General features: G+C 57.0%; 19 protein-coding genes, 2 tRNA genes and 1 CRISPR repeat array. Of the genes, 10 read left to right on the forward strand and 11 right to left on the reverse strand.

Annotated features, from left to right (window positions below; all coding sequences use genetic code 11):
- Positions 1–44: 44 nt before the first annotated feature.
- Positions 45–3,602 (reverse strand): indolepyruvate ferredoxin oxidoreductase family protein, encoded by a 3,558-nt coding sequence (locus DUD43_RS04570; protein WP_153229330.1) that lies wholly within the window; start codon positions 3,600–3,602, stop codon positions 45–47.
- Between the two features lie 127 nt (positions 3,603–3,729).
- Here DUD43_RS04570 and DUD43_RS04575 point away from each other — a divergent pair, with 127 nt between their 5' ends.
- Positions 3,730–4,683: a LysR family transcriptional regulator gene (locus tag DUD43_RS04575; protein ID WP_194273493.1), complete on the forward strand. Its 954-nt coding sequence runs from the start codon at positions 3,730–3,732 to the stop codon at positions 4,681–4,683.
- Between the two features lie 3 nt (positions 4,684–4,686).
- Here DUD43_RS04575 and DUD43_RS04580 read toward each other — a convergent pair whose 3' ends face one another.
- Entirely contained in the window at positions 4,687–5,988 is a 1,302-nt protein-coding gene (locus DUD43_RS04580; RefSeq protein ID WP_153229332.1) for a phospholipase A, read from the reverse strand.
- A gap of 269 nt (positions 5,989–6,257) precedes the next feature.
- Here DUD43_RS04580 and DUD43_RS04585 point away from each other — a divergent pair.
- From DUD43_RS04585 to DUD43_RS04595, 3 genes are all read left to right on the forward strand, one after another.
- Positions 6,258–6,334, forward strand: a tRNA-Arg gene (locus DUD43_RS04585).
- 215 nt (positions 6,335–6,549) lie between these two features.
- Entirely contained in the window at positions 6,550–6,858 is a 309-nt protein-coding gene (locus DUD43_RS04590; protein ID WP_026485267.1) for a DUF485 domain-containing protein, read from the forward strand.
- Positions 6,855–8,573, forward strand: coding sequence for a cation acetate symporter (locus DUD43_RS04595; RefSeq protein WP_063692375.1), 1,719 nt, complete (start codon positions 6,855–6,857; stop codon positions 8,571–8,573). Before DUD43_RS04590 ends, DUD43_RS04595 begins: the two co-directional genes overlap by 4 nt.
- Positions 8,574–8,781: 208 nt before the next feature.
- On the opposite strand, the gene paaX is transcribed toward DUD43_RS04595, so the two are convergent.
- The 4 genes from paaX to DUD43_RS04615 all read right to left on the reverse strand — a co-directional run bounded on the left by paaX (position 8,782) and on the right by DUD43_RS04615 (position 12,057).
- Positions 8,782–9,741 (reverse strand): phenylacetic acid degradation operon negative regulatory protein PaaX, encoded by a 960-nt coding sequence (gene paaX, locus DUD43_RS04600; protein ID WP_153229333.1) that lies wholly within the window; start codon positions 9,739–9,741, stop codon positions 8,782–8,784.
- Positions 9,742–9,903: 162 nt separating this feature from the next.
- Positions 9,904–11,373, reverse strand: coding sequence for a phospholipase D-like domain-containing protein (locus DUD43_RS04605; RefSeq protein ID WP_153229334.1), 1,470 nt, complete (start codon positions 11,371–11,373; stop codon positions 9,904–9,906).
- A 4-nt stretch (positions 11,374–11,377) separates the two neighbouring features.
- Positions 11,378–11,614, reverse strand: coding sequence for a hypothetical protein (locus DUD43_RS04610; protein ID WP_153229335.1), 237 nt, complete (start codon positions 11,612–11,614; stop codon positions 11,378–11,380).
- Between the two features lie 367 nt (positions 11,615–11,981).
- Positions 11,982–12,057 (reverse strand) — tRNA-His (locus DUD43_RS04615).
- Positions 12,058–12,255: 198 nt separating this feature from the next.
- Between DUD43_RS04615 and DUD43_RS04620 the strand changes: the two genes are divergently transcribed.
- The 6 genes from DUD43_RS04620 to DUD43_RS04645 all read left to right on the forward strand — a co-directional run bounded on the left by DUD43_RS04620 (position 12,256) and on the right by DUD43_RS04645 (position 16,871).
- Positions 12,256–12,882, forward strand: a complete 627-nt coding sequence (locus DUD43_RS04620) for an L-threonylcarbamoyladenylate synthase (protein ID WP_153229336.1) — start codon at positions 12,256–12,258, stop codon at positions 12,880–12,882.
- Between the two features lie 158 nt (positions 12,883–13,040).
- Positions 13,041–13,691 (forward strand): site-2 protease family protein, encoded by a 651-nt coding sequence (locus tag DUD43_RS04625; RefSeq protein ID WP_153229337.1) that lies wholly within the window; start codon positions 13,041–13,043, stop codon positions 13,689–13,691.
- Between the two features lie 79 nt (positions 13,692–13,770).
- Positions 13,771–14,676, forward strand: a complete 906-nt coding sequence (gene dapA / locus DUD43_RS04630; protein WP_153229338.1) for a 4-hydroxy-tetrahydrodipicolinate synthase — start codon at positions 13,771–13,773, stop codon at positions 14,674–14,676.
- The gene (bamC, locus tag DUD43_RS04635) at positions 14,673–15,806 is read left to right on the forward strand and encodes an outer membrane protein assembly factor BamC (RefSeq protein WP_153229339.1); all 1,134 of its coding nucleotides are present in this window, start codon (positions 14,673–14,675) and stop codon (positions 15,804–15,806) included. The genes dapA and bamC overlap by 4 nt, the downstream gene beginning before the upstream one ends.
- A 359-nt stretch (positions 15,807–16,165) precedes the next feature.
- On the forward strand, positions 16,166–16,486 hold the full coding sequence (locus tag DUD43_RS04640) for a sigma factor-like helix-turn-helix DNA-binding protein (RefSeq protein WP_153229340.1): 321 nt from the start codon (positions 16,166–16,168) through the stop codon (positions 16,484–16,486).
- A 10-nt stretch (positions 16,487–16,496) separates the two neighbouring features.
- Positions 16,497–16,871, forward strand: a complete 375-nt coding sequence (locus DUD43_RS04645) for a FecR/PupR family sigma factor regulator (RefSeq protein WP_045931023.1) — start codon at positions 16,497–16,499, stop codon at positions 16,869–16,871.
- Positions 16,872–16,887: 16 nt separating this feature from the next.
- Here DUD43_RS04645 and bioD read toward each other — a convergent pair whose 3' ends face one another.
- The 5 genes from bioD to DUD43_RS04670 form a co-directional block, all read right to left on the reverse strand.
- A complete protein-coding gene (gene bioD / locus DUD43_RS04650; protein WP_153229341.1) occupies positions 16,888–17,580 on the reverse strand; it encodes a dethiobiotin synthase in 693 nt (230 codons plus the stop codon).
- On the reverse strand, positions 17,577–18,917 hold the full coding sequence (gene bioA, locus DUD43_RS04655) for an adenosylmethionine--8-amino-7-oxononanoate transaminase (RefSeq protein WP_153229342.1): 1,341 nt from the start codon (positions 18,915–18,917) through the stop codon (positions 17,577–17,579). Before bioA ends, bioD begins: the two co-directional genes overlap by 4 nt.
- 6 nt (positions 18,918–18,923) lie before the next feature.
- A complete protein-coding gene (locus DUD43_RS04660; protein WP_153229343.1) occupies positions 18,924–20,090 on the reverse strand; it encodes an aminotransferase class I/II-fold pyridoxal phosphate-dependent enzyme in 1,167 nt (388 codons plus the stop codon).
- Positions 20,087–21,283, reverse strand: a complete 1,197-nt coding sequence (locus tag DUD43_RS04665) for a cytochrome P450 (RefSeq protein WP_153229344.1) — start codon at positions 21,281–21,283, stop codon at positions 20,087–20,089. Before DUD43_RS04665 ends, DUD43_RS04660 begins: the two co-directional genes overlap by 4 nt.
- Before the next feature lie 342 nt (positions 21,284–21,625).
- A CRISPR array of direct repeats spans positions 21,626–21,953; the repeat unit is 28 nt; unit sequence GTTTGCTGCCGTGTAGGCAGCTTAGAAA.
- 315 nt (positions 21,954–22,268) lie between these two features.
- The gene (locus DUD43_RS04670) at positions 22,269–23,513 is read right to left on the reverse strand and encodes a benzoate/H(+) symporter BenE family transporter (RefSeq protein ID WP_153229345.1); all 1,245 of its coding nucleotides are present in this window, start codon (positions 23,511–23,513) and stop codon (positions 22,269–22,271) included.
- Positions 23,514–23,575 lie beyond the last annotated feature (62 nt).

Raw genomic sequence — 23,575 nt, forward strand, 5'->3', positions numbered from 1 at the left:
GGAGCTAGGGGGAGCCAGCCCTGTGTCCAGGGCTGGCGATAGGTTTAGGCAACGCGTTGGCTGGGTTCGGTACGGGAACGGAACTGGCTGCGTTGTTGTTCACGCTGGGCGTAGGCTTTGACGTGGCCCGCATCTTTGACATGGCCGTAGCCACGGATCAGATCCGGGTAGTTCAACCAGCGCTGGGCCACTTCCATATTGTCCGCATCCAGGTGGGCGCTGACTTCATTCAGGTCGGCCAGATAGTCTTCAATGTTCTGGCGTTCCTGACGGCGTTCCTGGGTGTAGCCAAAGATATCCAGGGCTCCCCCACGCAAACCGCGCAGACCGGCCAGAATCGTGAACAAGCTGCGGGTCGAGGGACCAAACTTGCTCTTGATAGGCTGGCCCTGGCTGTTCTTGCGACCCAGCAGGGGCGGAGCCAGATGGTATTCAATCTGGTAGTCCTTGCCAGGTTCACCCGCAAACTGGGCGCGCAGCTTGTCCAGGAAAGCAGGGTCGGTGTACAGACGGGCCACTTCGTACTCGTCCTTGTAGCTCATCAGCTTGGCCAGTTGCGTGGCGGCGATGCGAGTCAGGGGCAGAGCCTTGTCCTGATCCAGACGCGATTCGCGTTCCATGACCTTGTTGATGGCATCGCGATAGCGCTTGGCCCAGGCCGGGTTCTGGTACGCCGTCAGGTGCTCTTCCATACGCTTGATCAGGGATTGCACGCTTTCCGGGAAAGTGACTGCGCGGGCTTTGGGTGTGGCACCTTCCATCAAGGCTTCGATACCTTTTTCAGCAGCCAGACGACCCCACTGGAAGGCTTCACGGTTGGCTTTGACAGAAACCCCGTTCAGCTCGATGGCGCGCAACAGGCTGTCCATATGCAGAGGAATCCAGCCGCGCTGGAAGGCGTAGCCCAGCAAGATGGGGTTGGCGTACAGTGCGTCGCCCATTACGTGCACTGCCAGGGCATTGGCATCCAGGTAGCGAATGTCCTGGCCCACTGCGTTTTCAATATCCGTGCAGGCGGTTTGCAGCGGGAATTTCCAGTGCGCATTGCCGATCAGGTCCGAAGTCGGGCTGGCAGCGGTATTGATAATGGTGTGCGTGCGGTCGCGGCTGACACGGCTCAGTACGTCTGTGGAGGCGCTGACCAGGGCATCACTACCAATCAGCAAGGAGGCCTCGCCAGTCGGAACGCGGGTAGCGTGGAGCAGATCGGGCTGGCGTGCAATTTGCACGTGGCTCAGCACGGCACCGCCTTTCTGCGCCAGACCGGCCATATCCAGAACGCTGACGCCTTTTTGCTCGATATGAGCGGCCATACCCAGCAGGCCACCTACCGTTACAACACCCGTGCCGCCAATACCGGCGATCAGAATGCCGTAGGTCTTGTCCAGATCCGGCAGTTTGGGCAGAGGCAAATCGGCCAGATTGAAGGACTCCAGCGAACGGCCCTGAGCTTCCGGCTTGCGTACTTGCGCCCCTTTCAGGGTGACAAAGCTGGGGCAGAAACCGTTAACGCAGGAGAAGTCCTTATTACAGGAGGATTGGTTGATGCGGCGCTTGGAACCCATGGGGGTGTCCAGCGGCTCAACTGACAAGCAGTTGGACTTGACCGAGCAGTCCCCGCAGCCCTCACAGACCGTGTCATTGATAAAGGCGCGCAGCGCTGGGTCCGGGTAAGTCCCTTTCTTGCGGCGACGGCGTTTTTCCGTGGCGCAGGTCTGGTCATACACCAGGATGGTGGTGCCGGGCACTTCGCGCAGCTCGCGCTGTACGCGGTCCAGCTCATCGCGGTGATAGATAGGTGGGTTGCCCGCCAGGGTAATGCCCTTGAATTTTTCCGGCTCGTCGGTGACCACCACAATCTTGCGGGCGCCCTCGGCATGGACCTGGGCAATCACATCCGTGACTTTCAGGATTCCGTCTACGGGCTGGCCGCCTGTCATGGCGACGGCATCGTTGTACAGAATCTTGTAGGTGATATTGGAGTTGGCCGCGATCGAGGCTCGAATCGCCAGAATTCCCGAGTGGAAATACGTGCCATCGCCCAGGTTGGCGAAGACGTGTTTTTCATCGGTAAAGGGTTGCTGGCCAATCCAGGCGACGCCTTCGCCACCCATATGACTGAAGGTGGAGGTGCTGCGATCCATCCAGACCGTCATGTAGTGACAGCCAATCCCGGCCATGGCGCGCGAGCCTTCAGGTACGCGGGTGGAGGTATTGTGTGGACAGCCTGAACAGAACCAGGGTTTGCGCTCCACGCTGACGCGCGGCATGCGGGCTTCGCGGTCCTTGGCGTCCAGAATGGCCAGACGGGCCTGGATGCGGGCTTGCAGTTCCTCGGGAAGATCCATCGTGCCCAGGCGGCGGGCAATGGCGCGCGCAATAATCGCGGGGGAAAGCTCGCCTTGAGGAGGCAGCAACCAGGGGGAGCGCGATAGCGACCATTCGCCGCCACCGTGCTCGGTCTCGTCAAACTTGCCGTAGACCTTGGGGCGCACGTCATCGCGCCAGTTGTACAGCTCTTCTTTAAGTGCGTATTCCAGAATCTGGCGTTTTTCTTCTACCACCAGAATTTCGGACAGGCCGGTTGCGAACTGGCGGGCGTCCTGCCCGTCCAGAGGCCAGATACAGCCCACTTTAAAGAGTCGGATGCCTAGCTCGGCACAGAGTTCGTCGGACAGACCCAGATCGGCCAGTGCCTGGCGGGTGTCCAGATAGGCTTTACCAGCCGTCATGATGCCAAAGCGGGCTTCAGGCGAATCAATCTCGACGCGGTTCAATTTGTTGGCGCGCACATAAGCCAAAGCGGCGTACCACTTGTGGTTCATCATGCGGGCTTCTTGCGCCAGTGGCGGGTCCGGCCAGCGGATGTTCAGGCCATCGGCGGGCATGTCCTCGATCTCGGGCAGGACGATATTCAGGCTGTCCGGGTCCAGGTCCACCGAGGCGTTCGATTCCACCACTTCGGTGACGCACTTCAAGGCTACCCACAGACCGGAGAAACGGCTCATGGCCCAGCCATGCTGGCCAAAGTCCAGGTATTCCTGCACGTTGGCCGGATACAGCACGGGGATACCGGCGGCGGCGAAAACGTGATCGGACTGGTGGGCAACAGTGGAGGATTTGGCGCCGTGGTCATCGCCTGCCAGTACCAGCACACCGCCGTGGCGGGCGCTGCCGGCCGAGTTGGCGTGCTTGAACACGTCCATGGAACGGTCCACGCCGGGGCCTTTGCCGTACCACATGGCAAAAGTGCCGTCGAAGCGGGCGCTGGGATACAGATTGGTTTGCTGGCTACCCCAGACGGCGGTAGCGGCCAGGTCTTCGTTCAGACCGGGTTTGAACACGATGTCGTGTTCTTTCAGGTGTTTGCTGGCTTGCCACAGGGCCTGGTCTACGCTCCCTAATGGGGAGCCCCGGTAGCCAGAGATAAAGCCAGCCGTATTCAGACCCGCGCGCCGGTCCCGTTCTTTCTGCAACATGGGCAAGCGCACCAGGGCTTGGGTGCCGCTCATATAGGCGCGGCCCTTGGTGACAGTGTATTTGTCGTCCAGGGACACGGATTCCAACATGGCCTTGTAAGGTTTGTTGAGTGGGGCATTCATGAGTTTGTCTCCTGCAAGAAGGATGGTTTTCGTGCAAGTTGTTGTAGTTTGTTCTTTAGTCTAGGGCAGCTTTTTGTTATCGTAAAATCAAATTTACGTGTACCTGATATCTGAAAAACGGATGGCTATGAAACACGAAGTGACCCTGAGACAGTTCCGATATTTCATTGCTGCGGCGGTCAGCGGGCAGTTCTCCGCGGCGGCCCAGGCGGAGAATGTTTCGCAGTCGGCCATCAGTAATGCGGTGCAAAGTCTGGAGCGCCAGCTGAATGTGGCCTTGTTTGAGCGCTTGCCCCACGGCGTGGAATTAACGCCACAGGGGCAGGCGTTTTTTCACCACGCTCATCACGTGATTGATGCGGTCAGCGATGCGCTGAACCATGCGGATTTGCGGCGGCAAAATATCGAAGGGCAGATTCGGGTGGCGGCGGGCTATACGGTCCTGGGCTATTTCCTGCCTGACCTGATCAGCCGTTTCAAGCACAGCTATCCCAATATCGACATCGAGCTGGTTGATATGGAGCGCCCCGAAATGGAAGCGGCCCTGGAAGCCGAGCGCATCGATCTGGGTGTTGCTATTTTGTCGAATATCACCGATTTGGCCATGTTCGGGCACCATCGCCTGAGCAGTTCCCGTCGTCGTCTATGGGTGTCGGATCAACATGCTCTGGCTAACGAGTCCAGTGTGTCCCTGGGGCAGATCAATAATTATCCCTACATCTTTCTGACGGTAGACGATGCTGATACGGCGGCCATGCGTCATTGGGGCAGTCCTGGCTTTCCGGAACGCGTGGCCATGCGGACGCGCTCTCTGGAGGCGGTACGTGGTCTGGTGGCTTACGGCTTTGGGGTGACGATTTTGTCCGATATGGTTTACCGGCCCTGGTCTCTGGAAGGCAAGCGCATTCACGCGATCGGGATTAACGATACGGTGGAGTCTGTCGAGGTGGGTTTGTTGTGGCCCAAAGGACGTGAGCCGGAGGGATTGGTGGCCTTGTTCCAGCGCTTTCTGATCCAGGCCTGTGATCATGATATGGCCCGCGCCGGCATGGGCAGCCGACGCGGTGGGGGGCTGCTGTAAGGATCAGGGCACCAGTGCCAGACCGATACGGAATTGCGAAGAGCGGTCGCGGTAGCCCAGCATGGTTTCCGCATAGCCCGAGAAGTACTGGCCGTAGATATAGCCATTCATGTTCAATGGCGTGCGGTTCAGTGGCCAGGCAATCGAGAACTCATGCGTATTGCGGCTGCCCGTGCCCTTGTTGTACATACCAGACAGTACCAGCCCATTGTCCTGGGCGTAGCGGACCTTCCAGTCGTAACGGCCACGGTAGTGGGCCCAATCTGCGTTCTCGCCCATGAACACATAGTGCTTGATGCGTGGGGCAATCGTCAGCGTGGCACCGTGATCAAAGCGGTAATTGAACTCGGGCTGGATGAAGACCTCGTTCATGGAGCGCGAGTCATCCCCGGCCTTGCCGTTGGAGGCGTGCTCATAGCCGGTTGCCAGGCCCATGAACAGACGCTTCTGCTCGGACTCCCAGATGGAGTCCTTGCGCCAGAAGAAGCTGGGGCGGTAGGTGGTGTCTACAAAGGGTTTGGAGTCTGCATGCAGATCCCACAGTGCGGTTTGCGTATAGCCGATGTAGAAATGATCGTAGAGCTTCGGATTGCTAGGATCTTCCGGCGAGTGCAGGCGGTACTTGAAGCTCAGCTGGAAGCGGGCATTCGTGCCGCCTTTATTGCCAGCAATAAAGTAGGTCGGGTCGTGGGCCGAAATCGCGTTGCTGAAGTTCTCGAAACTGGAGTTCGCGGGTTTCAGGCCTTGTCCGTTATTGATGGCTGGCCCTTCGCGTTGTGCTCCGGCCGCGACGGCCTGGGCATAGGGCAGGGCGGGGTCAATGACACGGGGGTCATGGCCAGCACCTGCGTTCACCACAGCGGCGTTTGCCGGTTGCGAGGTAATCGGGCTTTGGCCTTCCGGATTGGTGTCCAGCGCCAACATCACACGTTCGCCTTCAATATTGACGGCTTGCAAGCCGGTCAAACCATTGGGGACTACGGCTCGCCAGCTGTAGGCGGTGAAGTTGTTGGTGGGGATGGACGCTCGGGGCCGCGGGCTAACCAGCTCGGCCAGGCTGCGGATGACCTTGCCGTTATTGTCGCGCCACTGCAAAACCAGGTTTTGCGGGGCGGTCCAGCTCATCAAGCTGCCTGTGTCGTTATAGACGATGGCGTCAATATCAACGGTTTCACCAGAACTGGCCTGCACCTGGCGCAGCTGATAGCTGATACCTGCCTGTGCGGTATTCAGGACTGCGCTCAAGATAAGAAGGGGGGCCGATAGTATTAAAGAGTGCTTGCTTAGTTTCTTTTTGGTCGGCATGGAGAAGGATCCAGGAAAACGGGTTAATCCGTACACGACTGTACCATTCGGAGTCAGAAATACTACTTATAATTATTTTTCTTACAGTGTTCACACTCTGACTGGCTTGCTGCTTATCTAAAACAGCTTTTCAGGCTAGAATATTCGATTGTCCTTTTCAGGTCTGTTTTTTTACAAAAAACAGGCGTTGAAAGCGGTCCCGACTCCTTACGGGCCGTTATCTCGGACCTTGCATCGCCTGACTGTTTTGACGATGCCACCATCACCTGGCGGGTGTAGCTCAGTTGGATAGAGCACAGGCCTTCTAAGCCTGGGGCCGGGGGTTCGAACCCCTCCACCCGCGCCAACCTTACTCCCCTTTTTCTTGCGTGTTTTTCTGCTCCTAGGCATAACCCTGAGCCGATGCAATTAGTAAGTATGGTGTAAGTGTCGGGCTCTAATGTTCACCGCATAGACGTCGGCAGGCGTCTTCATAGCGCCGTTTTCAGCCTTTTCGGGCTGGGCCGGTTCAATAAGATACGCCAGCAAAATAAGGCGTTCAGAACAATGCGGAGACAAACTATGCAAGACCCCCTTGTAGGTCGGATTACGGCCAATCCTCGCTATCAGAATCTGGTCAAGACCCGGCTGCGGCTGGGTTGGATACTTACCATCGTCATGCTGGTGGCTTACTACAGTTACATCGGCATTATTGCTTTCGACAAGGAATTGTTTGCAGAGCGCTTGGGTGATGGCGTCATGACCCTGGGTATTCCTATCGGTTTTGGAGTCATTGTGTTGGCCGTCGTGATCACAGGCATTTATGTCTGGCGCGCCAATACCAAGTTTGACCAAATGGCCAAGGAAGTCCTTGAGGAGGTGCGTAAATGAAGCATTCCTATCTTCGTTCCGGCCTGGCTCTGGGCCTGATGCTGGCCAGCCCCGCCTTGCTGGCGGCTGGTGGCGACCTGGGCGAGCTGCAAAAGCAGCCGACCAACTGGACTGCGATTGGCATGTTCGCGGTCTTTGTGCTGGCGACCTTGTGGATTACCAAATGGGCGGCTGCCCGCACCAAGTCGGTCTCTGACTTCTACACGGCAGGGGGCGGTATTACGGGCTTTCAAAACGGCCTGGCCATTGCCGGTGACTATATGTCTGCGGCTTCCTTTTTGGGTATTTCGGCGGCGGTGATGATCAACGGCTACGACGGCCTGATCTACTCCATCGGCTTTTTGGTCGGCTGGCCCATCATTACGTTCCTGCTGGCAGAAAAGCTGCGTAACCTGGGCAAATTCACCTTTGCCGACGTGGCGGCTTACCGCTTCCGCCAAGGTCCGATTCGCGCCTTTGCGGCTTCGGGCACGCTGGTTGTGGTTCTGTTCTACCTGATCGCACAGATGGTTGGTGCAGGCCAGTTGATCAAGCTGCTGTTTGGTCTGGAGTACTGGGTTGCCGTGGTGCTGGTGGGTGTGTTGATGATGGTCTACGTACTGTTTGGCGGTATGACAGCCACGACCTGGGTGCAGATCATCAAGGCTGGCTTGCTGCTGTTTGGTGCTTCCTTCATGGCCATCATGGTATTGGCACAGTACGGTTTTTCCCCTGAAAAACTGTTTGCCGCTGCCGTTCAGGTCAAGACCGATGCCGCTATTGCTGCCGGTAAGGATGCGGTTCAGGCCTCCACGATTGGTCAAGCCATCATGGGCCCTGGCAACTTCATCAAGGACCCCATCAGCGCGATTTCCTTCGGTATGGCTCTGATGTTCGGTACGGCTGGTCTGCCACACATCCTGATGCGCTTCTTCACCGTGCCTGATGCAAAAGAAGCACGTAAATCCGTGTTCTGGGCAACGACCTGGATTGGCTACTTCTACATCCTGACCTTCATCATTGGTTTCGGCGCTATCGTGCTGGTGTCCACCAACCCCCGCTTCCTGGAAATTGGCGGCGACCTGATTGGCGGCTCCAATATGGCTGCCGTGCACTTGGCTGATGCTGTGGGTGGGGACGTGTTCCTGGGCTTCATGTCGGCAGTTGCTTTCGCCACGATTCTGGCTGTGGTGGCTGGTTTGACACTCTCCGGTACATCGGCTGTGTCGCATGACCTGTACTCCACGCTGATCAAGAAGGGCGAAGCCACGAACGAGGAAGTGATGCGTGTATCGCGCACTACCACCTTGATCCTGGGTGTGGTTGCCGTGTTGCTGGGCATTATTTTCGAGAAGCAGAACATCGCTTTCATGGTGTCTCTGGCCTTTGCGATTGCCGCTTCGGCTAACTTCCCTGTCCTGTTCCTGTCCATTCTGTGGAAAGGTTGCACGACACGTGGTGCCACGATTGGCGGTTTCCTGGGCCTGATCGTTGCCTTGCTGCTGACCTTGCTCTCCCCATCGGTGTGGGAAGCTACGCTGGGTAACCCTGCTGGTTCGGCTCCGTTCCCTTATGCATCGGCTGCCTTGTTCTCCATGCCTTTGGCCTTTATTGCGATCTGGTTCTTCTCGATCACCGATAAAAGCCCACGTGCCGAGATTGATCGTGCCGGTTTCGAGGCTCAGTCGGTACGTTCCGAAACAGGTGTGGGTGCAGAAGCTGCCTCTGCGCACTAATCTGCTCTGACAGGCCGGGCTTTGGCGCCCGTGCCTGATCCTGACAGCGTACAAAAAACCCCGGTGTGATTCGAATCACACCGGGGTTTTTATTTGTCCCTTCGTCAGTCCCTTCGTCAGTCCCTTCGTCAGTCCCTTCGTCAGTCCCTTCGTCAGTCCCTTCGTCAGTCCCTTCGTCAGTCCCTTCGTCAGGCTGCAGGTTCAGGTATCAGGCTTGGCTCTCGGATGGAACCGGCAGTCCGTCAAAACGCTCGTAGAAGTAAGCGGCGGCTTCCGGCGCCTGCTCATCCTCGGCACGCAGGGTAGACAGGATATAGCGTTCGGCCTTGCCGCAAACCTGACGATACACATCCCGGCACAGCTCATACGCCTGTTTTCCCGCCCAGCCTGCCGGCAGCAGTTCAATAGGCAGTTGCGGGTCGTGCAGCTGAATACGGCGGAACTCGTGAATCAGCAGGGTGCGTATCACAAAGGCCAGTTCGTCGTTGTAATCGTGGCCTGCGTCCAGCATGGCCAGGGCAGGCGCAAAGCGCTGGATGAACTGACCGTAGCCGCTGGCTACCTGAGCCAGATCCCAGCTGTCCTGAATCAGCTGAGACAGGGGGCGGGTCTGAGGTAGTTGAGACGGCTCCAGCTTGCCCACATACACCTGCGACTGCGCCTGTGTCGCCTGCAGGATGTAATCCAGAATCGTGTGATCCGGGTTCGGGTGCAGGAAGGCGGTGGGTGACAAGGCGCAAAAGCCTTCCCACAGCAGTTCCTTGCGCAGGTCGGCCCGTTGCTTGGAGTTCATCATCAGGCTGGGCATGCTGAAGATCAGCGTCCATTGACCGTCCCAGGCCAGATAGGTGGGGGTGTAGATGCGCTGATAGGCGTGCTCGAAGCGCTGGCTGGCTTCGGGGCGTAGGGTGTACTGGCTGCGTCGCCCTTCACGTTGCGCGCTCAGCCAGCCCTCCTCGGCCAGCCTGTACACGCTGGTACGCACCAGCCGATCGCTGATCCCGAAGGGGGCCAGCAACTGAATCAAACTACCCAGCCAAAGTTTGCCCCCATGCGGACGAATCACGTCGCCAAACAAGGTCATGACCAGGGACTTGGCACGGGGAGGGCGGTTTTCCAGATGATGGGCGGCCCATTGGGCCAGGTCGGAATAAGAAAGCTCGGACATTGTTTTTTTAAAGGCGCTCAAGGCTGTATGGGAACGGCACGCCTGTCTGTGTAGACCGTTTAAGCGCTTGATTATAAAGGGTGGGTACGCCAGCGGATTGAAAGATTGTGCAAGCCAAGGGCTTTCTTGAAGCTTGCAGCAGTTTTATGTGAACACACACTACTACAGATAGGGGCTGGCCAGCCAGATCAGGCGGTTGCGCAAGCGCTTGCCAAAGCCAATCGAACTCAAGGATTCCAGGCTGACGGCTTCAGCCTCTTCAATTTCCAGATCAATCAGGTTCTGGATCTGGCGGGCCGTATCGCGGCTGTAGATTTCCACGTCCAGTTCGAAGTTCAAACGCAAGCTGCGCGGGTCCAGATTGGACGAGCCTATATAGGACCAGACGCCGTCAATGGTCATCAGCTTGGAGTGGTTGAAGGGGCCGCAAGCGCGCCAGACTCGGCAGCCTGCGCGCAGAACCTGATCCAGCTGGGCTGTCATGGCGTAATTGACCAGACGCAGATTGTTTTGTCCGGGGATGACGATATCGACCTGGATACCGCGGCGGGCGGCCGTGTTCAAGGCCCCCAGCAGGATCTGGTCAGGCAGAAAGTAGGGGGACTGAATACGGATATGGCGCTGAGCAATGGCAAACGCCCCTTGCAGCATATGGTGGGTGCTGGCCATGAAACGATCCGGGCCGGAAGCAATGCAACGCGCCGGAACGTGAGGTCTGGGGGCGGGCGAGGAACTGGCATGCCAGTAGGCGGGGGACAAATCCTCGCGAGTGGTGAATTGCCAGTCGTGGCGGAAGGAAGCCAGCAATTGCATGACGGCAGGCCCTTCCAGGCGGAAATGGGTGTCCTGGGACGGCTTGCCGTCGCTGTACTGCGCCATAAAGGATTCACGCAGATTCATGCCGCCGGTAAAGCCTACCGTGCCATCCACAATCAGCAGTTTGCGGTGACTGCGTAGATTAGCGTAGGGCATGCGCAAAAAGCCCAGGGGGTTGGTCATGAACAGGGCGCAGCGTATGCCTTCGCGGCGCAGCAATCGCACAATGGGTGTGCGTGAATATTTGGCACCAATAGCATCGACCAGCACGCGAATCTGCACACCACGTTGATGGGCGCGAGACAGGGCGCTGACAAATTCGCGCCCCAGGCGGTCGCTATCGAAGATATAGCTTTGCAGGGCAATGGTGCTGTGGGCTTGATCAATGGCTTCCAGCATGGCGGGATAGGCCTGATCACCACCGACCAGAACGCGCACATTATTGCCATTACGTAGCTGGCTGCGGCTGACGCGGTCGCCCAGAATTTGCAGAGAGCGGAACGGTGCGCCTACCAGGGCGCCAATGTCTGAGACGGGAGGGTGCAGATACGTGACCTGTTCATAGAACACGTCCGCACTTTGTTCCAGGCGGCTTTGTCTGCGTACCCGGTTGATCCCCGCGATCAAATACAGAAACGGTCCCAACAGGGGCGACATGATGATGACGCCTACCCAGCTGATGGCCGCGCGGACATCATTTTTGGTCATGGCGGCATGAATGGCCGCGGAAGCGCCCAGTATCACGCTGAGCGCCAGAGCCAGATGCGGCCAGTAATCGTGCAGCAGGGAGCGCAGGTGTATCAGATGCTCTTGCATGGGTTCAGGTGCTACGGTTCTTGTCGGGCAGGTCCGGACGTTGGTAAAGGCTGTGCATCCAGGACGGGTTCGGTTCTCCGCGGGCGGCAAACTGCTGCAGGCGGGAGGGAGAGCGCCATACGCCACCGCCTATGCCGGGCGAGGGCTGGACGCCATACCAGAACCATTGGCCGTCTTCATCCTGTGCAAGCCAGTCCCAATTGGCGGGTGCCTGATCCCAGCAGGGGAAACCGAGTGTCATCAGCAAACTTCCAGAAAATGGGACAGATTAGAGTATAAGAAAGCGTGGTTTTGTGCCAGTTTCTATTACAGAGGGTGCGGGCTGAAATGACGGGTGTCTGATGGAGGAGGGGCTTTTGCCTTGCGGGCCTGCCAACTTGAAGTGCAGCGCAGCAGGTGAAAGTGAGCACTGGCCTGGGGTTCACAATCGAACACAGTTTATTGTCCTGCCCGAACTTGCGTGGGGGTGTGCGAAGGCGCCAAACTTGCTACGATGAACAAACGCAAAAAAGCCCGCTGCGTGGCGGGCTTTCAAGTCTGTTCTTTTCCAGTTCCTGGTCTTGTCACCATTTAAGGAGATCTGCAAAACCTTGGAAGCGGTAAATTTCTGGGGTGACCGATGGGGCTCGAACCCACGACAACCGGAATCACAATCCGGGACTCTACCAACTGAGCTACGGTCACCACTGTGTACTGCTTTTTTTTTGCTTCTGGCCTACATCAAGGTGGGCTGCGAAGTAAAAAATGTATTCTAGCATGATTTTTTCAAATAGTGCAACACTCGTGCAAGAATACTTCGACCCTGAGTCGTGCTCCGGTCTTGCCGGTCACGGCGAGACTCAGGTTTAATGATTTCCCCTCGTAATAGCAAGGAAGCGCGAAATGTCTCAATTATTCGTCGTTCATCCCGAAAACCCCCAACCCCGCGCATTGGCTCAAGCAGCCGAACTATTGGCTAAAGGAGGGCTGCTCGCCATTCCTACCGATTCCAGTTATGCCGTTGTCGCTCGCCTGGACGACAAGTCCGCCGCTGACAGCCTGCGTCGTTTGCGTGGCCTGGATGATCGTCATCATCTGACCTTGCTGTGTCGTGATCTGGCCGAGATCAGCCACTTTGCCAAAGTGGACAACCCGCAGTATCGCTTGTTGAAAATGGCCACCCCTGGCCCGTGGACATTCATTCTGGAAGCCACCAAGGAAGTGCCGCGCCGCGTGTCGCACCCTTCGCGCAAAACCATTGGTATTCGTGTGCCCGACCAGAAAGTGGCCCTGGCCCTGATGGAACAAGTTGGCAGCCCCTTGATTTCCACCACGCTGATTCCTGACGGCGAAGACGAACCCCTGAACGATGCCCAGGAAATTCTGGATCGTTACGCCCACCAGTTGGCGGCGGTTGTCGATGGTGGACCGTGCCCCTTGCAGGCCACTACCGTGATCGACCTGACCGGCCCCACGCCGGAAGTGCAACGTCGTGGCTCGGGCGATCCTGCCATCTTGGGCTTGTCCTGATCTTCGGACTTGCACAAAACTCGCGTCCAGGTGCCTATCCGTGTTTCAATTCTGAACCTTGGGGCAGCACTCGCTGTCCCAATCAGACAGGCTGATTGCAGGCGACTTATCGTCTTGAAAAGTAGGGGACAAGTCCCCGGCCTGGACCAAGGATCACCATGGACTCTTTTATACAGACCTTGACGGTCTATGCTTTACCAGTCATTTTCGGTATTACGCTGCATGAAGCCGCCCACGGCTACGTCGCCCGCATGTTTGGCGACCCGACAGCCATGCTGGCCGGTCGTATCAGCCTGAACCCACTGCGTCATATCGACCCTATCGGCACGATTGTGGTGCCGGCCGTCCTGTTGCTGTCCAGCGCCATGATGGGCATGGGCGGCATTCTGTTTGGCTGGGCCAAACCCGTCCCCGTGGACTGGGGCCGCCTGCGCAATCCCAAGCGCGACATGCTCTGGGTTGCCCTGGCCGGACCAGCCTCCAATATGGTGATGGCGATTTTGTGGGTTCTGTATGCCCATTTGATGGTCAAGATCGGGCAGGGCGACAGCCGCTTCTGGATGGGTATGGCGGTGGCCGGCGTGCAGGTCAACCTGGTTCTGATGGCACTGAATCTGCTGCCTTTGCCACCTTTGGACGGCGGGCGCATTGTATTTAGTCTATTGCCTAATCGTTTGGCCTATCATTATTCTCGTATCGAGCCTTATGGCATGGTCATTCTGATCCTGCTGATGTTTACCGGCGCACTTTGGACCCTGATGAGTCCCTTGATTGCGCTGGGCGAAGGCATATTGAAATGGTTCTTATGATTTAACGGCTTATCCGTTAAACTTGTGAGTCATACTTTTTTTCGGCTATAGGGCCTTAAACCCGGAGATTCATCTCATCATGGCAAGTTCGGACTCTGCTATTTCCAATTTTCAGGGCAGCATGGTTGCCCTTGTTACACCCATGGATCCCAATGGGGGTCTGGATTTTGCCGCTTACCGAAAGCTGATCGACTGGCACATTCAGGAAGGAACGCGTGTGCTGGTGGTCGTTGGAACCTCGGGCGAATCGCCCACGGTGTCGGTTGATGAGCACGCTGAACTGATCAAGGTTGCCGTTGAGCACGCTGCTGGCCGTGTGCCCGTGATTGCCGGTGTGGGTGGCAACTCCACTCGCGAGGCCATCGAACTGTCGCGCCACGCCCAGGAAGTGGGTGCAGACGCCGGTTTGTCGGTGGTGCCCTACTACAACCGTCCTACCCAGGAAGGCATGTACCAGCACTTCCGCGCGATTGCAGAAGCGGTGGATCTGCCCCAGTTCCTGTATAACGTGCCCGGCCGTACCGTAGCCGACCTGCAGAACGACACCGTGCTGCGTCTGGCTCAAATCCCCAACATCATCGGTATCAAGGATGCAACGGGCGATCTGGCCCGTGGTGGCTTGCTGCTGCGTGATGCACCGGAAGATTTCATTGTGGTCAGCGGTGATGATCCTACTGCTGCTTCGTATATCTTGCTGGGCGCCAAAGGCAATATCTCCGTGACGGCCAACGTGGCCCCACGCCTGATGAGCCAGTTGTGCCAGGCCGCTCTGGATATGGATGTACCGACGGTACGTCGTTTGAATGCCTACCTGGCAGGTCTGAACAAGAGCCTGTTTGTTGAGGCTAACCCCATTCCCGTGAAATGGGCCGTTGCAGAAATGGGCCTTACTCAGCTGGGATATCGTTTACCATTGACGCCGTTAAATGCACAGCATCACGAATTGCTGCGTCAATCTTTGAAACTTGCGGATCTTCTTCCATGATTGCTAAGCCAGTTAATAAAAGCCTGATCGGGCTGTCTCTAAGCCTGTTGGTGCTGTCGGGCTGCTCGACGATGGACCAGATTATGGGCCAGGGCGAGTCGGTTAATTACAAGAGTACGGTTGCAGGCGATCCCTTGAGCATTCCGCCGGATCTGACCCAGGCTAACCGCGACGCACATTACCGTGCGCCAGAAGGTGCCACGTCTTACTCGGTCTACTCGCAAGGTCAAAATGCGCAGCAGGCCAAGGGCGGTGCCGATACGATCCTGCCTCAGTCCGAGGCCATCAAGGTGATGCGTGACGGCGATCTGCGCTGGCTGGTTGTAGACCGCCCCGTGGAAGACCTGTTCCCCCGCATCGTCGATTTCTGGGGTGATCATGGCTTCACCATTCAGTCCCAGGACCCTCGTGCTGGCTTGATCCAGACCGACTGGGCTGAAAACCGTGCCAAGATTCCAGAAAGCTGGATACGCAGCGCCCTGGGCTCCATCATTGACCAGGTCTTTGACAGCGGCGAACGTGACCGCTTCCGTACCCGCTTTGAGCGCGTCGGCAACAAGACCGAAATCTATGTGTCCCACCAGCACATGGAAGAGACCCCAACGGCAGACGGTTCCGCCTTTAAATGGGTGTTCGCCAAAGAAGATCCAGGTCTGAATGCAGCCATGCTGGCTCGCATGATGGTCTTCCTGGGCTCTGACATTGAAACAGCACGTGAACAAGTGGCTAACGCCTCCAAGGATCCTGCTGGCGTTCAAGTCCAGGCTTCCGACAAGGGCGATCAGGCCGAGCTGGTGCTGAACGAGTCCTTTGACCGCGCATGGCGTCGTGTTGGCGTAGCCATCGACTCCGCCGGTTTCTCGGTGGAAGATCGTGACCGTTCCGCTGGTGAGTTCTTCATCCGCTATCTGGATTCGGATACCGGCGAGAAGATCGAACAGCAAAACATCATTGGCCGCATCTTTGGCAGCCGCAATACCGCCGAAGCCACACCATTCCGCATCAAGCTGAGCGCCCAAGGTGCTGGCACGCGCGTAACGGTGCTGGATCAGCAAGGTCAGGAACAGACCACGGCGACAGCCAAGCGCATCATCAATGTGCTGTCCACTAATCTGCGCCCCGGCAACTGATTGTTTTGAGTCGGCCTGCGGGCCGTCTGGAAAAAGCCCTGGTTTCATGCCAGGGCTTTTTTTTATGTCCGCGATTCGTCCTGAATCAGCTTGTTCTCCCTTGATAGAAGCAGAGCTGGTTGGGGCTTTTCCAGAACGGGCATAGTGTTTCTGTGCAGGCCGCGCTGGGTTCCGTTGGTAGCGGCTGCCTCGCTGCCACCTTTGAAATGGCAGAAGGCTTTTTTGGCGAGAGCAGTTTGAGAAGAGCGGCTATTTATTTTGTGAGCAGAGTTAATCTTTATCGAACAGGGCTGGACTTTCTCTAAAACAGTAAAGATAATAGGAACCATTATCATTTGACGTGTTTTAGGGAGTGGCCCATGCTGAAATCGTTTTACCGTAACGGTTTAAGTTTTTGCCTGCGTATGCTGCGTGGCACACAAGCCTCTGCTCACGCTCCTTCAGAACCACGTGCTCGTATGCTGGCCATGATCGAGGCCCTGCCTCGTCGTCGCCGTGAAGCCTTTGTGCTGCATCGCTTCGAGGGCCTGAACTACAAAGAAATAGCGACTCGCATGGGCACCAGCCCCCGAGTCGTTGAGCACTATATCCGCATGGCCATGCTGGCGTGCCGTCATAATCCGGCGCCGGTCAATCGGGTGGACGGGGCTGTGCCGCGTCCGGCTGGTTCGTATGTCTAAGGACGAACACATGCAGCACATTGATGAGCAGGCCTTGAGCTGGCTGCTCAAACAGCACGATCCCAAACATCAGAACGATGCCCGCAGCCAGTCCGCATTTCGGGCCTGGCTGTCCATTGATCCTGAGCATCAGGCCGCTTTCTTGCGCTGGAAGCTGGAGTGGGAAGCTATGGACGGAATCAGCGAGGAGCATCTGAGCCGTTTGCGTGCAAATTCCCGGCAAGCCGCAGACGCGGCAGGGCAGGGAACATGGCGTCAGCGCTTGTTAAATAGCTGCGTGGACGCCTGGTCTGCCAACCCCGCCTTGCGCTTTGCCTTGGGCGGCGCGGTCTGTCTGCTGCTGGGCGTGGCGTTTCTGGGTAGCGTCGGCAGCTACTTTCTTTAAGTCTTGTAAAAAGCGCTTAGTCTTTATCTTCCCAGGGTGAACGTAGATATTGTGCAGCTTGCTGGATACGATCATCCAGTGTGGTGGCATTCAGTCTTGGAATGACACCTAGACAAGGGCCGGGCAGATAGTCATGCAGCGTTTGCAGGTTCTCCTTGGCATAACTCATCTCCGGGGCGATGTGGTTGGCGACCCAGCCCAGCAAGGGCAAACCGCTGGCGCGTATGGCTTGAACCGTCAGCAAAGCATGATTCAAGGCACCCAAACGTAAGCCGATAACCAGCACCACGGGCAACTGCAAAGCTTGCGCCAAATCTACACCCGTCCGTTCTTGCCCCAAGGGCAGCATGAAACCTCCCACTCCTTCAACGACTGCATAGTCGGCTTGTTCTGCCGCTGCTTGAACTGACTTTTGGATCAAGGCCGGATCTAATTCGATTCCTGCCTGCTCAGCCAGAATGTGGGGTGCCGCAGCTGGTTTAAACAAGTACGGCGTTAGGGTCTCAGGAGCAGGTTTCAGGCTGGAGTGCCGTGCCAGAGCATCCACATCTTCGTTATGCAGACGGCCCTCTATTTCTTCGGCTCCTGAGGCAATAGGCTTGATCCCCAGCGTGCGTGCACCGCTTTGGCTTAGTAAATGAAGCAAGGCCGAACTGACCAGCGTTTTGCCAATTTCCGTATCAGTGCCCGTCACAAAGCAGGCCTTCATGCGTATTCCTTCAACAGACGACCCAGGCCATTCAAGCAATGCTCTACCTCTTTCGTACCCCAGAGATAGCCTGGCATCAGGTACACCGTATTGCCGATAGGACGCAGCATCAGCCCCTGTTGCAGGGCAGAGCGGTAAAAGCGTCGGGCAAAACCCTGGTGATCGTAGCGAACCGGGCCGGTGTCCAGATCAAAGGCCCAGATCACCCCGCAGCGGCGCAGGTGTTGCATCTTGGGATATTGCAGGTTCAGTCTGTGCAAACCCTCATCCAGTGCTTGACCCAGTGTTTTTTGCAGCTCGTAGACGGGGTATTGCTGGAACAAGTCCAGAGTGGCCAGCGCTGCGCGGCAGGCCAGGGGATTGCCGGTGTAGGAGTGGGAATGCAGAAAGCCTCGGCGCAAATCCTGGTCATAAAACCCTTGATAAGTCGTGGGGCTGGAGAGCACCACCGACAAGGGTAGCGTGCCGCCGGTAATTCCCTTGGACAGGCACAGCAAATCAGGCCAGATACCCGCTTGCTCGCAGGCAAAGAAGGTGCCGGTACGCCCGCAACCCACGGCAATTTCGTCCAAAATCAAATGCACCTGATAGCGGTCGCATAGCTCGCGCACACCGCGCAGATACTCGGGGGAGTGCATGTGCATGCCAGCCGCACATTGGACCAGCGGCTCCAGAATCACGGCGGCAATGTCCTGATGGCTCTCCAGAATCTGTTCCAGCGATTGCAATGCGTTAGCGGTGACCTGACTGTGTTCGTCCGGGCTATGGGCCTGGCGCAGATCGGGACTGGCTGCGGTGTATTGCTGGCCCAGTTGTGAGCCATAGTTTTCCCGGAACAAGGGCACATCAGTGACAGCCAGAGCGCCCAGCGTTTCGCCGTGGTATCCCTGTGCAATGCCTACAAAACGGTGCTTGTGCTCCTGGCCCTGGTTGCGCCAGTAGTGCACGCTCAGTTTCAGGGCAATCTCCACTGCAGAAGCGCCGTCGCTGGCATAAAAAGCATGGCCTAGACGATGATTGCTCAAGGCGGCCAATCGTTCGGAAAGCTGCACAACCGGCTCATGGGTCAGGCCGCATAGCATGATGTGATCCAGTTGCTGAACCTGATCGCTAATTGCCTGCACCAGATGCGGGTGGCTATGTCCAAAGAGATTCACCCACCAGGAGCTGATGGCGTCCAGATAGGCGTTGCCGTCGGCATCATAAAGCCAGGCGCCTTGGGCGCGTTTGATCGCCAGCAGCGGCACGCCTTGATCGTGATGCTGCATCTGAGTGCAGGGATGCCAGACCGCTTGCAAGCTGCGTTGGGCCAAAGGGGGAAAGGAGTTGGAGTTCATGGCAAATCACCGTAAAGAGTGGGCGGCTTCATGTAGTGCCTGGACCAGTTTTTCAATATCCTGACGCCGGTGGGCGGCAGACAGGGAAATGCGTAATCGGGCTTGATGGCGGGGAACAGTAGGCGGGCGTATGGCCGGTGCCCAAATCCCTTTTTGCAGGAGGATTTCGGACAACTGCAAGGCAGGTTCCACCTCGCCCATCAGCAGGCTTTGCACGGGCGTATCGGATGGAGCCAGGCGCCAGGGCAGATCCTGGTTCAAGGTTTGCAGAGTCTGGATGTGTTCTTTCAGCGAGGCCCGCTGGGGCTGGGCTTGTTTGATCAGTTGCAGGCAGGCCAGCAAGGATGCGCAGTGCGCGGGAGCCAGCCCCGTGCTGTACACATAGCTGCGGGCGGATTGGGTGAACCAGTCGGCCAGACTGTGGGAGCAGGCAATAAAAGCCCCGCCTTGCCCGGCTGCCTTGCCAAAAGTCCCCAGATAAATCAGGCGCTGACGCTGTGTGGTATTGAGCAGGAAATGCTCAGGCGCTCCGCGCCCGTTTTCGCCCAAAACTCCCAGGCCATGAGCATCGTCCAGATACAGCAAAGCGTCGTGGCGTTCGCATAAGGCGATCAGCTCATCGACCGGGGCAACCGTCCCGTCCATGCTGAACAGGCTATCCGAGATCACCAGCTTGAATCCCGTCGTTGGCCGGCTGAGCAAATCATCCAGACGTGCCATATCTCTATGGGGATACACACGCAAACGAGCGCCGGATAGACGGCTGGCATCAATCAGGCTGGCGTGGTTCAGCCTGTCGCAGAAGATCGTGTCGCCAGTGCCGACCAGCGCGGGAATCACCCCCAAGCTGGCTTGATAGCCGCTGACAAAAAGACGGCAAGCCTCAAAGCCGCTCCAGTCAGCCAGCTCCTGCTCCAGCTGCTGAGCCAGCGTATGATGCCCGCAAATTAGCGGGGAGGCCGTGGCTCCGGCGACGTCTTGTGCTTTTAGTAGTTTGAACTGTGGATGCTGACTAAGACCCAGATAGTCATTGCTGGCGAAGTTCAGCAAGACTTGGCCATTGCGCTCGATATGCGCGTTCGGCAAGGGATGGCTGATTGCTCTTTGCCGCCACAGATTTCTGGTCTTCAAAGCCTCCAGTTGCTGATCCAGATGAGTGAGAAAAGCACTCATGACTGCGTAGCCCGGTATTGAACCGGCAAGCGGTTCCAGCCCCGATAGGCGGGGAGCTGAATACGCTCACCTTGAGCCAATTGCAGGCGAGGCAGCAAAGGCAGGAACTGCTCAAGTAGCAGTTTTGCCTCCAACTGCACCAAACCGGCACCCAGACAATGATGAATCCCGTGGCCCATGGACAGCTCGGCCTGATTGTCGCGGCTGAAGTCCAGTTCATCGGGATTGGCAAAAACCTCCGGGTCCCGGTTGGCAGCGCCCAAGAGCAAGAGCAGCAACTGTCCTTTACGCAAATGCTGACCGTGCCAGTGCTGGTCCTGCATCAAACGCCTGGCCGTGTACTGAATCGGGCTGTCGTAACGCAGCACCTCTTTGATCGCAGCAGGGATCTTCTGCGGATTCGATAGCAAGTCCTGCAGCTTTATGGAGTCGCCAAGCAGAGTCTGAAACAGGGAGCTGAGCAGGTGCCGGGAGGTTTCATAGCCCGCAAAGAGCAACATACAGGACTGCGCCAAACGCTCGCGCCTGCCTTGAAGAGAGAGTTGCTCGTCATGCAAAAGCCGCCAGGCCAGCCCACCTTCTTGCAGATTGGTGCTGTCCCCCAGAAAGTCAGCCATATCCAGCAAGGCGTCCTGTGTGTCCATCAACAGAGGCAGATCCGGCGTCGCCTGCCCGATAAAGCGTGCCAGTTGCTCTGACCAGGCCTGAAAAACAGACAAAGGTAGTTGCTGCAAGCCAAGCACATCCATCATGACCAAGGCGGGGAGCGGACGACAGACCTCATCAACCAGATCCGCAGAGCCGTCTCGCAGCTTGTCTTTCAAACCACGATGGATTTGCGCAGTGCGATTCTTGATCGTGCCGTGCAGGGATTCCAAACCCTTCGCGCTAAACCCCGCATTCACCACCCGCCTTACGCGTGTGTGGCGGGGACGGTCCAGAAAAACCAGCGTCCGGGCCATCAAGCCCTTGAAGGCTTGCAGGCGAGGGGAGGGAGCAGCGCCCGCCTGGGCCACCCACCCGCCAACACGCCGCACGCTTAAATCGGGATTACGCAGGGCGGCTTGTACATCACAGTGTCGGTGAACCAGCCACGCCCCACCACAGAAATCCGCATCCCACACCACAGGCGGCCCCTGCCGAAGGCCGGCATAAGCCGCATAGGGAGACGCAAGATTGAAATCGCCAAACATGACACCGTTTCCTGAAGATCAAAGCCAGCGCAGGCTAGCACTTGAGCCGGAAAGAGGCAGTCAGGAGATTGTGTCTATTAGTTCTTTCTGGGTGTTTTGAGTGAATTAGAAGTTTATTTGCGGTTTATGGGGGAAATTGCTTGATCTTGTGTGACTATTTTTTACAATAAATTTGATTAGTGCATTCGGGATGATTGCCTTCTCCTTGCAGAAACCCTTTTTTTATTGGTTTTGAAATCTTATTTAAAATCAGATGCTTATGAAATGGCCTGAAAAAAGGGTTTTGGTGGCAGAAAAAGCCATAAGATAGAACCTGCTTGGCCTTCAGGGATAGACGCTCTAGTTTGCTGCCGTGTAGGCAGCTTAGAAAATCAGCCGCGCCATGTTGCCTTGAGCACCGATGTTTGCTGCCGTGTAGGCAGCTTAGAAATTGATGCGGCCAGCGCACACCAGCGGCCAGACGTTTGCTGCCGTGTAGGCAGCTTAGAAAAGCTCGGTGATGGCAGCGATCAGATAGATAGAGTTTGCTGCCGTGTAGGCAGCTTAGAAAGTGACAGCTAAAGAATGGAACCTGCCCGGCCTGTTTGCTGCCGTATAGGTAGCTTAGAAATTTCGATGGCCAGGGATGCTATGCACAAAATAGTTTGCTGCTGTATAGGCAGCTTAGAAAATACTGGGACGTTGTGGGCTGGTTGTCCACCCGGTTTGCCGCTGAATAGGTGGTTTAGAAACGCTGATCGTTCGATGGGGGGCTGATTCAAATGTTTCTGTTGCCTAAGCAGCGTGGAAAAGCTTGTGGGTCTCTCTCATGCACATGCAAAGTTTGCTGCTCTATGAGCCGCTGAAAAATCGTTTAATTTCAGCTGTTTAGTCAGGTTTTTGTAATTGGCTATCGCCTGTCCAGTTGCTAGACCGCTGCTAGTAGCGTCCCTGCCGCATATGCAGGTTAGGGCTTACAGCCCCAGCCTGCATTAATTCCAACTAATCACCGAGCATCAGAAGCCGCTGGAAGTCCTTCATTACCCAGTTTTTCTGTTTTACGCTGCGGCAACTTCCCATTCAAAATGAAGTACGCCAGCAGACCGATCACCAGTCCCCAGAAAGCCCCGCCAATCCCGAACAGCGTGATATTGGCTGCCGAAGCCAGGAAGGTAATCAAGGCTGCTTCCCGCGACTTGACGTCTGCCATGGCCCCCGCCAGGCTGCCGCCAATGGTGCCCAGCAGTGCCAAGCCCGCCAGCGTGGTGATAAAGGTTGCGGGGAAGGCCATGAATACAGCGGCCAGCGTGACCCCAAAGACTCCAACCAGAATGTAGAACACACCGGCGGCAACCCCGGCGACCCAGCGTTTGGAGGGATCCTGGTGCGCCTCCGGCCCGGTGCAGATAGCGGCGGTGATGGCGGCCACGTTCATGGCGTGGGAGCCAAAGGGAGCCATAATTAGCGAACCCAGGCCTGTCACCCACACAATCGGGTTGGCGCTGGTACGGAAGCCGTCGTTACGCAGGACTAGCATGCCGGGCATGTATTGGCCAGTCAGCGTGATCAGAAACAAGGGCAAGGCCACGCTTAGCAAGGCATTCAGGGTGAAGACCGGCATGGTGAACACTGGCGCGGCCAGTTCCAGTTTCAGGCCGCTCAGGTCCACACGATGTTCCAGCAGCAGGAAGCTCAGGCCCAGGATCAGAATGCCCACCACAGCGTAACGTGCGGAAAAACGTTTGATGATCAGGTAGGCCAGAATCAGCAAGCCAGCCAGCTTCGGATCCAGCGTCATGCTGCCAAAGGCTCCAATGCCAAATTGCAGCAGAATCCCGGCCAGCAGGCCTGCGGCGATGCCGTTTGGAATCAGGCGGATCAGGCGCTCGAAGTAGGAGGACAGGCCCAGGACTACAAAGGCCGCTGCCGAAATCAGGTAGGCGCCGACGGCTTCCTCGTAGGGGGTGCTGGCCAGAGCTGTCACCAGAAATGCGGCTGCCGGAGTAGACCAGGCGGTGATGATGGGTTCACGCGACACCCAGCTCAAGAGCAGACCCGTAACACCCACACCAATGGAAATCGACCAGACCCAGGAGGCGGTCAGCTCAGGGCTGAGGCCGGCGACTTTGGCGGCCTGGAAAACCAGAATAAAGGTGCCGCCATAGTTGACGATGACCGAGATCAGACCGGCCACGATAGGCGGGATCAGGTCGCTGATTAAATAGGATGAGGACGATCGAGAGGTAGACATAGTGCTCTGCGCTTTCCAAAAGGAGAGATGACAAATGAGCACTATTTATAGCGATTAAATGG

The organism is Alcaligenes faecalis (assembly GCF_009497775.1).
Classification (GTDB): Bacteria; Pseudomonadota; Gammaproteobacteria; order Burkholderiales; family Burkholderiaceae_B; genus Alcaligenes; species Alcaligenes faecalis_D.